Source organism: Virgibacillus proomii (genome assembly GCF_018916875.1).
Lineage (GTDB): Bacteria > Bacillota > Bacilli > Bacillales > Amphibacillaceae > Virgibacillus > Virgibacillus proomii_B.
The window spans coordinates 154,603-167,659 of sequence record NZ_JAHLNO010000018.1; the positions used below are offsets into that span (position 1 = coordinate 154,603).

At 37.5% G+C, this 13,057-nt stretch carries 10 protein-coding genes; 8 read left to right on the forward strand and 2 right to left on the reverse strand.

The genetic code is table 11. From position 1 onward, the window contains the following. Positions 1 to 383: 383 nt before the first annotated feature. Positions 384 to 1,658: a hypothetical protein gene (locus KQI21_RS07400; protein ID WP_216483576.1), complete on the reverse strand. Its 1,275-nt coding sequence runs from the start codon at positions 1,656 to 1,658 to the stop codon at positions 384 to 386. Between the two features lie 323 nt (positions 1,659 to 1,981). On the opposite strand from KQI21_RS07400, the gene KQI21_RS07405 reads away from it, so the two are divergent. From KQI21_RS07405 to KQI21_RS07440, 8 genes are all read left to right on the forward strand, one after another. Next, positions 1,982 to 3,019 carry an NAD(P)H-dependent flavin oxidoreductase gene (locus KQI21_RS07405; RefSeq protein ID WP_216483577.1) on the forward strand — a complete coding sequence of 346 codons (1,038 nt, stop codon included), beginning with the start codon at positions 1,982 to 1,984 and terminating at the stop codon, positions 3,017 to 3,019. A gap of 746 nt (positions 3,020 to 3,765) precedes the next feature. After that, a complete protein-coding gene (locus KQI21_RS07410; protein ID WP_216483578.1) occupies positions 3,766 to 4,779 on the forward strand; it encodes a TAXI family TRAP transporter solute-binding subunit in 1,014 nt (337 codons plus the stop codon). A 790-nt stretch (positions 4,780 to 5,569) separates the two neighbouring features. Continuing rightward, positions 5,570 to 6,106: a DUF1850 domain-containing protein gene (locus KQI21_RS07415; protein ID WP_216483579.1), complete on the forward strand. Its 537-nt coding sequence runs from the start codon at positions 5,570 to 5,572 to the stop codon at positions 6,104 to 6,106. Next, positions 6,099 to 8,105: a TRAP transporter permease gene (locus tag KQI21_RS07420; RefSeq protein WP_216483580.1), complete on the forward strand. Its 2,007-nt coding sequence runs from the start codon at positions 6,099 to 6,101 to the stop codon at positions 8,103 to 8,105. The genes KQI21_RS07415 and KQI21_RS07420 overlap by 8 nt, the downstream gene beginning before the upstream one ends. A 208-nt stretch (positions 8,106 to 8,313) precedes the next feature. Next, complete coding sequence (locus KQI21_RS07425; RefSeq protein WP_216483581.1) at positions 8,314 to 9,480, forward strand: alanine racemase; 1,167 nt, start codon at positions 8,314 to 8,316, stop codon at positions 9,478 to 9,480. Next, a complete protein-coding gene (locus tag KQI21_RS07430; RefSeq protein ID WP_373687637.1) occupies positions 9,468 to 10,820 on the forward strand; it encodes a D-arabinono-1,4-lactone oxidase in 1,353 nt (450 codons plus the stop codon). The genes KQI21_RS07425 and KQI21_RS07430 overlap by 13 nt, the downstream gene beginning before the upstream one ends. Before the next feature lie 459 nt (positions 10,821 to 11,279). Further along, on the forward strand, positions 11,280 to 11,909 hold the full coding sequence (locus KQI21_RS07435; RefSeq protein WP_216483583.1) for a lysozyme family protein: 630 nt from the start codon (positions 11,280 to 11,282) through the stop codon (positions 11,907 to 11,909). A gap of 35 nt (positions 11,910 to 11,944) precedes the next feature. Next, positions 11,945 to 12,325 (forward strand): RidA family protein, encoded by a 381-nt coding sequence (locus tag KQI21_RS07440; protein ID WP_216483584.1) that lies wholly within the window; start codon positions 11,945 to 11,947, stop codon positions 12,323 to 12,325. A gap of 410 nt (positions 12,326 to 12,735) precedes the next feature. On the opposite strand, the gene KQI21_RS07445 is transcribed toward KQI21_RS07440, so the two are convergent. Further along, on the reverse strand, positions 12,736 to 12,981 hold the full coding sequence (locus KQI21_RS07445) for a YuzB family protein (RefSeq protein WP_216483585.1): 246 nt from the start codon (positions 12,979 to 12,981) through the stop codon (positions 12,736 to 12,738). Positions 12,982 to 13,057: the final 76 nt, after the last annotated feature.

Genomic DNA, 13,057 nt, shown 5'->3' on the forward strand with positions numbered 1-13,057 from the left:
GCAAACTTCGATCTTTTTCCTATGATAATTTAACATCGGCTCAAATCTAAAGGAAGGCTGACTAAAAATGGGTTTGCCGTGAAGCGTTGGCACACCCTTGTTATAGAGGAATGTTTTCTTTATCCTGCATGTAGGGAGCCGAATTTCTTTGAAAATCTGCTTATTATTTTGCGAACATGATAAGGAAAACGGCTCCTAAATCCCCGATTCGTTTAACTAACATTCAAGGAGAAAAGCACTCCTTGAATGAAGTTTCACTTTATCTCGTCAGAAGCTTTCCAGTTTGTACGATGCTAACCGAGGCTTCTAGCTTTTGTTCCTATAAATGTAATGAATCATTTTCTCCTTTCTGAACACCTAGGAAGCTGTTTGCAAACGGCTGATTATAAATTTAAATTAAACAGCTTTCTCGGTCTTCCTTTTACGTAAGGCTTCTCTTCGCCGGCTATTTTAATAACCTTGCCTGATAACAGCTTATTAATAGTACGTTCGGCGCTACGCTTAGTCACTTTATAATATAAGGCGAAATCATGGGAGGAGAAAGGTTCGTTATTTCGTTTCGTAATAAACTGGATAAAGTTATAAGATAAATCATTGTTTAAACGTGCTTTATGAATTAGTGCATGGTATAGTTTCGAAGTGTCAAAGGTTTTCGGAACACCAATTGGACCAATGATATCTTGGCACTGATTAACAAGGTAGCACTTACTATCATTTGTCGCTTGAGCGGATTTTAATGCTAGTCGGGCATTTTTTTCTGCTTCATTGGCGTTTAAAGCTACACCAAATCCCATGGCAACAGGAGTTTCTAGTTGTCGCTCAATAATGTGTAATAATGAAAAGTCACGATAATGCTGTTTTATTTTCTCTAAGACAGGGTTTGTGCCGAAAAGTACAAGTTGTTTATTATGATTGGTAACAACCGTTGCATTCGTTTGCTGAACAAAATCGGCAATAAGCTGATGTAATGTATAGCAAGCTTCTTTGCCTGGTTGTTTTACTCCTTTCAATTCTAGGTACCCTATTACAACTTGAGCGGTGTTTTTTTGGTAATTGTATAATTGCCCGATTTTCCTTGCTTCATTAATTGCAGCTGTCAGATTTACTTTTGGGACTGACATACAACTAACGGGAATGTTTTTTTGTTTTAGCGTATGTTTTACCTCTTCTAAGGAGGTCAATACGAAGTCAATTTTTCCTTGCTCCCATAAACGCTGATGATAGTTTGTAACTTGGTGATAATTCATAAACATCGTTTCATCCATTTTTAAGATGTGAACTTCATTCTCTTGAATGCCTAATTCAGACAGGACATTTTTAACCGGTCTGTCGTCGCAAGCATCGATGGAAAATCGCTTGTGTGCTTGCGTTTTTTCTGTTTGCAGCTGATGTAATGCAGTTAATAACATGTATTCATCAAACGAAACATGAATACAGGGAAGTTTTTTTCGAATTAATTTCTTCTTGATAAATAAGTAAGGAAGCTGTTCCGTAAACAGGTATATATCGCATAGGTACGCTTTATCGATTAATAGTCTTATCTCTTCCATTTTAGAATACGAAAAAAAATTAAATTCCATATCCTTGTAACTATGCAAAACTTTATCCGTGTGATTGACCATTGTTTTTCTGCCGAATATGGCCACTTTCATCCTCATCCTATCGCCCCTATAAATTATATTTTTTAGTAATTGATAACTTGATTAACAAGAAAACGCGCTAATGTGTTAAAGTATTAGCGTAATGTATACAAGTAAGAAAGTTGTAGTCCTATTAGATTAGCAATATGGTAGCCAATCTTCTGATAATTGTCAAGATTATATTTGAATATATCTTTTGTGTCTATTCTGTAATATCACCCTAATGAGAAAATAGTTTCTATATAAAAGCAGATTTTTAAGAATTGGGGGAAAATGCTAATCTATTAAAGTTTTCATGGTATGATCAGATTATCTGGGAAAAAGAAGGAGGGGAAAATGGAATGAACCGTTTTTTACAACTTACAAGTGTCAACTTACCAATTATTCAAGCAGGAATGGCTGGGGGGATTACTACGCCTGAATTAGTAGCAGCAGTGGCAAATGAAGGGGCATTGGGGACAATTGGGGCAGGTTATATGACCCCGGAGTCACTGCGAACAACTATTCGGCAAGTAAAGCAACGAACAAAAAAGCCATTTGCGGTGAATGTTTTTGCCACTAATCTACAGGCCTTTTCAGATGATGTCTCGGCCATGCAAGCGGAATTAAACAAATTCCGTGAAGAGTTAGGAATTACCAGTGGCATTGATCACGTACAGACAATTGACTATTTGCATAAAAATATGGAGGTTATTTTAGAAGAAAAAGTGCCAATGGTTAGTACTGCATTTGGACTGCTTTCAAAGGAGCATATTCTAAAGCTGAAAGCAAATCAGGTGATTCTGATTGGCATGGCAACAAATGTTGAGGAAGCAAAACAGCTTGAAGCAGCAGGTTATGATATGATCGTTGCTCAGGGCTATGAAGCAGGCGGACATCGTGGAACTTTTGATATAAATAAATATCCGAACGGCTGTGATATAGGATTAATTTCCTTACTTGCTTCTGTAATCGAAGCAGTAGAGGCTCCTGTTATTGCTACCGGAGGAGTCTGTAGCAAAGAACAGCTAGAAGGCTTATTAGCGATGGGAGCAGAAGCAGTACAGCTTGGTACACGTTTTCTTGCAGCAAAGGAAGCAGGTACAGCTGATTCTTATAAGGCTGCATTAATCAAAGCAAATGATGAGGATACAGTGATTACTAAATATTTTTCCGGTCGTCCTGCAAGAGGAATCGTAAATACATTTATAAAAGAATTGGAACAAAAACAGGTACCAGCGATGCCATTTCCGATCCAGAATGATTTAACAAAGGATATCCGAAAAGTAGCTCAACAACAAGCTAATCCACAATATCAATCATTATGGGCAGGGCAGCGGGTCGGTAGTATAACAAGAGAGGAAACAGTAAGCGAAATAATTCAATCATTAAGTAAATAATAGATGACAGAAAACAGATTAGTTATGGGGAGCTAATCTGTTTTTCTATTTATCCCACATGTAAGGTGCCGTAAGACTCCCACTTTAAGAGCCTGAGTTGGTACAAAAGGGTCTAAGTGGGAGAAAACGGCACCTAAATGCCCGATTCGTTCGGGAGGCCTTTAGGTCATACCCTTGTGGTACTAACATTCAGTAGGAGATGGAAGAAAACTCCTACTGGATGAAGTTTCACTTGTTGATGAGGATCCTATATCCGTTTCTACATGGTTGGATATCTTGTTTCTAAAATAGCTTCGTCTAGCGTATACGCTAGACCGGGATAGCAAATCTCAATTTTCTTCCCTGGATAAGTGTAGATGCCGTAAAGACCGCCGTTTCAAGAGCTATAAGGATCCTGAGAAGTTTAATTGGGAGGAAAAAGCATATCTAGCTTTTACGTATAAGTTACTTGATGAAAAAGGATTAAAGAAGTCCGAAACAGCGGAGTTTTCATCGGGTGAAATAATTGCATTTGGAAAAAACATTAGCTATCAGAAACGACTTAATTAAAGAGAGTTTCTTTTAATTTGGTTAGTTGATCGCCATTGTTTAGTACATATTTCTAAATGAAACCTCCTAAATAATGTTGTTATCGCTTACGGTTGCTAATATTTAACCTATTTGTTCTGTTTCTAATAGTTTGACAATAAAATACTAAACAGGGTAAAATATATTCGATATTATGCTTTAAAAGGGGGAGAATTTTTATGAAACAGAAGAAATGGCTATTGTTGATATCAATTCTATTTGGATTTACATTATTTTTAACTGCCTGTGGTGGAAATGATGAGGGAGAAAAAGCTAATGCAAATAATAAAGAAGACGGTGAAGAAACAGCTGAAAAACCGGAATTCTTAAGCATGTTGACGGGTGGTACAAGTGGCACCTATTACCCACTGGGTGGTGAGATGGCCAACATTATTAGTGAAGAAACAGGTATTCAAACAGATGCACAATCATCCAATGCTTCTGCGGACAATGTTGTTGCCCTAAGGGATGGGGATGCACAAATAGCATTTGTACAAACAGACGTCATGTCGAATGCTGTTGAAGGTATTAATACATTTGAAGGTGATCCTGTTGATAATGTTGTAGCATTAGGTTCGCTTTATCCAGAAACCATTCAAATTGTTACAACAAAGGATTCTGGCATTAATTCTGTGAAAGATTTAGCTGGAAAATCCGTTTCAGTAGGAGCCCCTGGTTCTGGAACGTATGTCAATGCTGAACAAATTCTAGAAATTCACGATATGTCTATGGCCGACATTAAAGCACAAAACCTTGATTTTGGTGAATCCACTGGTGGTATCCAAGACGGAAACATTGATGCAGCATTTATTACTGCAGGGACACCAACTGGAGCAGTCGAAGGATTAGCAGCACAAGTAGATGTTAGCATTGTGCCAATTGAACAGGATAAAGTGGACGCCTTAATAGAAAAGTATCCATATTATGCGAGTGATACAGTAAAAGCAGGAACGTATGATATGAAGAAGGACGTACCGACAGTGGCCGTTTTAGCCATGTTAGCTGTTACAACAGACCTTTCGGAAGATGTTGTTTATGATATTACGAAAGCAATATATGATAATACAGATAAAATTTCCCATGATAAAAGTGAGTATATAACGAAGGAATCTGCCCTCGAGGGTATCGGGGTTGACTTACATCCAGGTGCTAAAAAATACTTTGATGAAGAAGGAATATCTTCAGCGGAGTAATGTTATTTCGTGGCCGGCTGTAAATCTATAATGAGCAATTTGCTGCCGGCTCTTTTGTGTTTAACTCGAACGGAATTTCAAGTCTAGGGAAATTACATCCTATCCATGCTTTAAGTTCGTGTTCAAAAAGGGATAAAAAGCTTAGGATCAGAAACGTCCTTGAAAAAAAGCAATGTATTTCTGTCAACGTTTTCATTATTGTCTAGAAACAATATCCGTTTTAGCATAATGGATATTGTTTTTTGCAACTAGCTTCTTCTAGTGTGTGCGCTCAAGCTGTAATAAACTTCCTACTTCCTACGATAGTGTCAGCATTGTAACAGGATAAGGGAAGCTCCGTATTAGTACATCCCATATAGAAAAAGTGTCCTTCTTTTTCAAGGAGAACAAAAGCTAGAAGCGGACGGTTAGCGATGTACAAACTGGAGAACTTCTTACGAGAAAGAAAACATGCCTCTAAAACAGGGGGTATGCCGACGGTGGGCGGCAAGCCCGCTTTTCGTCGGCCTTCCTTTTAGATTCGAATCAATGTTAACTCACGTCTATGCATCAAAGTTTGAAGCGAAGCAGTTTCGAATGTATTTAAATACACGAGATAGCGAAGAAATAGGTTAGTATAGAAAACCTAGCTGCTGGCGATCCTCTGGTTGCGCTTTTATTTTTAATTTTAAAATTTATACTCGCATCATTTTAACGTTAGCAGTAATGTTTTATACATTCTAATGACGAGGAATTTCGACATATCTTTTGACCATCCTCTTTAATCTGTTAAATCTAAGGTGAGATGAATATGAAGGGCATATACAGAAAAAAATATCTTCTCATCACTATTTTTCTCCTTTGCATAATCGGATGGATAGTGCTATTTGTACCTTTTCGTTCAGCATTAATATTCTATCAAGAGAATACAGAGCAGGTTGCTGCATTTTTGCCAATTAAAGAAGGCGAAGAATTTCAATTAATTTTCAAACATTCTATTCATTTAAAAGATGTGACGGAAAAATATGTTGTTAATGAACAACAATCAATTCGGCAAACGGAAATCATTTTTGAAGAATTTGGGATCGGTATGCCTGCTAATGCACAAGATGGAGAAGAGTTCTCCTATGAGAATGGGAAGTACCATATTAAAAATTTGAACAATCAATTTCAACAAATTAAATTACGAAATGGGAAAGTTGTTTCTGAAAATCGTTTAGTATGGGGAGAACATGCGGAAAATCAGATTTACTTAAATGAATTTTTTAAGCCTGGTGATTGGTTTACGTTGAAGATTGAGAACCTAACGTTATGGCAATTCTTGAAAGGAATGAGGATACATGAATGATGCAAAAGATGCGGTTACAAGACAAGAGCAAGAAGAGTTGCTGCAGAAGTATGATGCAGAATCTAACACGCGAAAGTTAGCCGGTGCAGCTGCTGCCATCGTGTTTATAGGTCTACTATCCTTCTCTATTTTTCAATTATATACGGGTGCATTTGGACAAAAGACAGCTTATATTCAGAGAACTATACACTTAGGGTTTGCTCTATCATTAATTTTTCTGTTATTTCCCGCTAGAAAAAAACAAGGGATAAAGCATAAAGTGGCGTGGTATGACTATATTCTAGTAATTTTATCGATCATCGTATGTGGATACTGGCCACTATATTATGATACTATTGTTCAGCAGGTTGGCGGTATCTCCCAAGTACAAATGGTTATTGGGGGATTAGCGATAATATTGGTCATAGAGGCAACAAGGCGCGCTGTCGGTTTACCAATAACAGTAATTGCAGCTCTATTTTTAATTTATGCTTTCTTTGGTAGACAAATGCCTGGCATGCTTGCGCATAGAGGATTAAGCTTAGAGCAGCTTATCAATTCCATGTTTTTTACAACGGAAGGTATCTTAGGCACACCTTTGCAAGTTTCCTCTACCTATATTTTCCTCTTTCTATTATTTGGTGCATTTCTTGTCCAAACGGGCGTCGGAAATTATTTTAATGATTTGGCTATTTCCCTTGCTGGACGGCGAACTGGTGGACCAGCAAAGGTTGCGATTTTTTCCAGTGCATTAAATGGAACCATTTCTGGAAGTTCTGTTGCCAATACGGTTACAACTGGCTCGTATACGATACCAATGATGAAGCGATTAGGGTATAAACCAAATTTTGCGGGTGCAGTTGAAGCAGCTTCGTCAACCGGTGGTCAAATTATGCCACCGATAATGGGGGCTGCTGCTTTTTTGATGATTGAGTTTGCGGGTGTAGGATATTGGGAGATTGCTAAAGCGGCTTTAATTCCAGCTATTTTATATTTTTCAGGGATTTGGATCATGACACATTTAGAAGCGAAACGCCTCGGGCTTTACGGTTTACCCAAGGAACAAATTCCACCAAAAAAGGAAGTTTTAAAGAAGATTCATTTACTTTTGCCTATTATAGCGATTGTTTGGTTGTTATTTGAAGGATTTAGCATTGAACGAACAGCATTATATGGTATTGGGATAACGATTTTAGTGAGTCTGTTTAGAAAAGATACCAGGATTACGCCGAAAAAGTTTATTATGGCATTGACCTCAGGAGCGAGAACTGCTTTAGGCGTCGCTGCAGCAACAGCATGTGCGGGAATTATTGTAGGTGTAGTAACGAAAACCGGTCTTGGATTAAAAATAGGAAATAGTTTAGTAAGCATGGCAGAAGCTATTACAACCTCTGCAGAAATACAATTACTATTAACTCTGTTTTTTACAATGATTACTTCCATTGTTTTAGGAATGGGTTCACCGACAACAGCAAATTATATTATTACCTCGACGATAGCTTTACCAGCTATTTTAGCGCTAAACAATCAACTTGAGGTCGCAATTCCGGTTTTAGCGGGGCATATGTTTGTATTTTATTTTGGAATTGTTGCAGATATTACGCCTCCAGTTGCGTTGGCTGCTTTTGCAGCGACAGGAATTTCCGGCGGGGAACCAATTCGTACTGGGGCAAATGCTGCCAAACTGGCAATTGCGGCCTTTATCATCCCATACATGTTTATATTACAACCGCAGCTATTGATGATTGATGCAACGATTCTAGAGGTTACTTGGATTTTGATTACGGCAATTACTGGGATGATTGCTATTGGTGCTGGGTTAATTGGTTTTTGGTATATAAAGCTTCATTGGTTAGCTCGTTTGCTAGCAATAGCAGTTGGTTTATTATTAATCTATCCGGAAGGTAATACGGATCTTTTTGGTCTTGTGGCATTTATTATTATGATCGCTGGGCAATTCTATCTGAAGCGGTCAAAAGGTTCGGATGAAGAAGAAATACAAAAAACAGCCAGTGGTTAATGGAGTAACCACATCACGTTTATAAAAAACAAATATTATGAATAGATAGTACTCTTGGAAGGTGATCAAATAAACTGATCACCCTTATTTTATACTTAAATAAAGTAAATTATAGAATTTTTCCATTTTATTTCTAAGTGCATTTGCAGCTTGTTTCAGCCAGAGTAGGAAGATAATCTAGTTTTTTAGGGGAATGGAGGCATTATGAATGAAAAAAGTAGATTTAAAGGTAAAGCCAAGATTAATCCTTCATTTAAACAATTTAGATGAAAACTGTAAAAAAATAGCGGGAAATGCAAATGGTAAAACAATCCGACTCGCGACGAAATCCATTCGGTCTATCCCTGTACTAAGGCGCATTTTGGCATCAAGTCCTGTTTTTCAAGGATTAATGTGCTATTGCTCCCAAGAAGCATTATTTTTACATAAGCAGGGATTTAATGACATTTTGATAGGGTATCCGTCACTAGATAAAGAAGCTATAATAAATATTGCTCGAGCGAATAAGAATGGCGCTAAAATAATTTATATGGTTGATCACATACAGCAATTAGAGGCACTGCAATCCATTGCTAAAGAACACGACGGGCTTATTTATACATGTTTGGATATAGACATGAGTGTAAAAATTGCTGGTTTCCATTTTGGTGTTCGTCGTTCCCCTCTAAAGCATGTAGAAGAGGTATTAACACTTGCTGCATATGTAAAAAAACAATCTCATTTACGGATGTTAGGGGTCATGGGTTATGAAGCTCAAATAGCAGGTGTCCCTGATCAATTGCCACAAAAAATAGGTGTAAATAAGGTTGTCCAATTGTTAAAGAAAAGATCTCTTTCGATCGTGAAGAAGCGACGTTATGATATCGTCCAAGCTTTAACAGCGGCTGGATATTCATTAGAACTCGTCAATGGCGGGGGGACTGGGAGTTTACAGACCACTGCCAAAGAAGATGTTATTACGGAAATTACGGTAGGTTCTGGATTTTATGCACCAATCTTATTTGATTACTTTCAAGAACGAATTGAAACCAATGCCTCCCTTTTCTTTACCTTACCAATTGTCCGCAAGCCCGCAGAAAATATTTATACCTGTTTAGGTGGTGGATATATAGCCTCTGGCAGTGCAGGTAACAGTAAGCTTCCGCAGCCAGTTTATCCCAAAGGGAGTAAACTGATTCCGGTTGAAGGGGCAGGAGAAGTTCAAACCCCTGTATATATTCGAAGTCGACATATAAAAATAGGAGATATTATTGTTTTTCGAGCAGCAAAAGCAGGGGAGATTTGTGAACGATTTACGGAAATAGTTTGTGTTTCAAATGGAAAGATCGTTGATTATTACCCAACATATCGAGGAGAAGGGGAGTGTTTCTTTTGACAAAGGGGAAGCAATGGACAAATTGGTCAGAAACGGTACATTCTCAGCCAAGTAAAATCGTTTATCCAAAATCTATTGATGAGGTATGTCAAATTGTGAAACGAGCTAGTGATAACCAAGAAAAAATACGTGTGGTTGGAGCAGGACATTCGTTTACACCCATTGCCGCTACTACAGGCTACTTAATGTCTTTGGACTACTTAGCTGGTGTACTCTCTATAGATGAACATAACCAAACAGCTGAAGTATTGGCAGGAACACGTCTGTATGATCTTACTACACAACTCGCGGCAAAAGGATTTGCACAAGAAAATTTAGGCGATATCAACGTACAAAGTCTCGCCGGAGCGATTTTAACTGGTACACATGGTACAGGTGTAAAGTTTGGCAATATTGCCACTCAAGTGGTTGCTTTAACACTTGTTAAAGCAACTGGAGAACTACTCACGATAACTCCAGATCATCAAGAAGTGCCTTTACAGGCTGCAGCTATTTCATTAGGGTTATTGGGAGTTGTTGTTAAAGTTACTATACGTATTGTTCCTGCACCAATGTATTGCTATATAAGTAATAAATATCGTTTTGATGATTTACTCAATGATTTGCCAGATTTAATAGAAGAAAACAGGCATTTTGAATGCTTTCTGTTCCCCTATTCCGATATGGTTCAGGTCAAGACGATGAATCTTTCAGAAGAGAAGCCACGTTCGCTAAGAAAACACCGTCTTTCTGCTTTAGTGATGGAAAACTACGCTTTTAAGTTTTTATCAGAGACCGCTAGAATGATACCAAAAACCAGTCGTTCTATTAGTCGGTTATCTGCTCGAGCAATTGGTTCATCTATCGTTTATGCGAAAAGTCATGATTTATTTGCAACACAGCGGCGTGTAAAGTTTCGGGAAATGGAGTATAGTATCCCCCTGGAATATCTAATAGAAGCGCTGGCTGCTATGAAAGCAAAAATAGAGCAGATGAAATACAATGTGCATTTTCCAATAGAAGTAAGAATAGTAAAAGGAGATGATATTTGGCTTAGTACTGCATATGGGAGAAACTCTGCATTCATCGCCATTCATATGTATAAGGGAATGGCGTTTAAACAATTTTTTTATGATATGGATCAGGTACTAACTGCTTATCAGGCTAGACCACACTGGGGGAAAATGCATGAAATGAAATTATCACAATTGCATTCAGCGTTCCCAAAGCTTCATCAATTTTTAGATATTCGTAAGCATGTAGACCCTGAAGGCGTATTTTTAAACTCATATTTTACAAGTCTATTCGAACTGAATATAGAAGATAAGTTAACTGTTTCTCATTCATCCACTTTGAAATAAGGAAGAATTGCTTTAATATAATAGATACAGAGTAAAGGGGTATGGAATGTTGGTAATTAGTAAACTAGTAGCTATTGGCTTATTTGCGGGTTTTGGATTAGGAGGTTGTTTAAAGCTTATTTAACTAGTTACGTCCAAACATGTATACACCTTATTACTAAATGTTGACTATATCCCTGTTTTAAACGCATAGTCCTTACGAATTGGGCGAATTTGGTCTGCATATGGTGGTTTTTCTCATACTTGTTCCTATTTTGTACTATAGTTTGAGACAAATAGGGCGTGAGCAGAGTGTATTAGCATACATATTGGTTAACGGTTTAATTGGCGCGATTCTGTATGTTACTACAAGCTTTTCTGATCGGACACCAGATATTGCTGATGGCGAGCCTCTCTTTTTTGGTTATTCGGCTGGATTGTCGGCACATTTGTATCTTACATGATAAAGGATTAGATAAGATGAAACACAACAAGAGATTATCAAAATCAATTAAAAAAGCTATGTTTATTGCTATCGTTTTTATTGTCTTGTTTACCGGGATTCCGCTATTGGTTAATCAAACAGACCACAACCAATCTTCTGGGCAAACGGATTCGTTAATTAGTGATAAAGTAAAATCCTATCGTCCGCTTGTCGAAAAGTATGCAAAACAATTTGGTATCGAAAAGCATGTTGACACCATTCTTGCGATTATGATGCAAGAATCTGGCGGGCGAGGAGATGATCCGATGCAAGCATCTGAAAGTTATTGTGGAAAGAGAAACTGTATCAAAGATCCAGAGATATCCATTAAGCAAGGTATTTATTATTTTTCTCAAACGTTAAATGATGCAGACGAAGATTTATTAGTAGCAGTACAGGCTTATAATTTTGGCAGAGGATTTATTAACTATCTCAATGAGCAGAAAAAAGGCTTCTCACAGGAAGCTGCGATCCGTTTTTCGCAGGAAATGTATGCTAACGATCCCGATAAAGAGAAATATCGTTGCTTGCGTAATGGTGCGAGAGAACTTGATGCTTGTTATGGAGATATATACTACGTGAAATCCGTAATGGCGTATAGGGATGAGTTGAAACAAGAGAAGTAATAGGAATAGCATAATCGTTTAAAGGAGGAAATAGAATGAATAAAGCAATTCATACAGAACAAGCACCAGCTGCTTTAGGCCCGTATTCACAGGCTATCCAGGCTGGTAATTTGTTGTTTGTATCTGGTCAAATTGGTATCAATCCAGAAACTGGCCAGATGGTAGAAGGGGTTGAGAGTCAAACAAAGCAAGTTTTACAAAACATTGAAGCAATTGTAAAGCAGGTAGGAGCGGATTTATCAAAAGCGGTTAAGTTTTCTATTTATTTAAGCTCGATGGATGATTTTGCAATTGTTAATGAAATATATGGCGGTTTTTTACAAAAACCGTATCCTGCGAGATCTACCATGGAGGTGAGTAAGCTACCGAAAGATGCTTTAGTAGAGATGGATGTTATTATCAATATGGACGCCTAGGAGACCGAGGATACAAAATTTTACATTACGTATTAAAATCCAACAAAATTAATCTTTGGTAAGGTAAATTAGCTATTTTATTATCCCGTATAATAATTGGCTGTAAAGACTTCTGCTTTAGCTATGAGGTGAACCCTAGGAGAATAAGTGGAGGATCCGGCTGCAAGCAAATGCCCAAATCTGTTCATTTTAATGGGGGATAAAAGAAAATCCCCCACTGATAAGATTTACTTTATGTTGATGCGATTTGTGACATATTTCCCGGGAAATTGTCAAAAATAAATAAGCTGCGGCTTATAACAGCTAACGCAGGTTACCTGTTAATTGCACATATAAAACTCAAAAATTTTACCACACTTAATCAATTTATGTGCCGAATTTTTCTAATATATAAAGAGAAGAACGGGCTCTTATTCATATTTAGCCAGTTCTTCTTTAATAGCTGTTCTAATATTATCTAAGCATTCTTCCGGTGTGTTTCCGAAAATGCGTTTATTGTTTACGATTGCATATGGTTTCACCCGGCATAATCCGCAAAATGATAAACAATCGTTTATAAGCACAGCTACTTCGGGGAATTCCCGTTCTAAAATTTCCTCTATATCAATAGAAGTGATTGCATTTCCGTCACAGACTTCAACTACAACAATGCCCATTTGTGCTACCACTTTCTTTCTATTTCAAGTTACCCTATATAGGATGTTCAAAACTCGCGATAAAAATGACACGTCG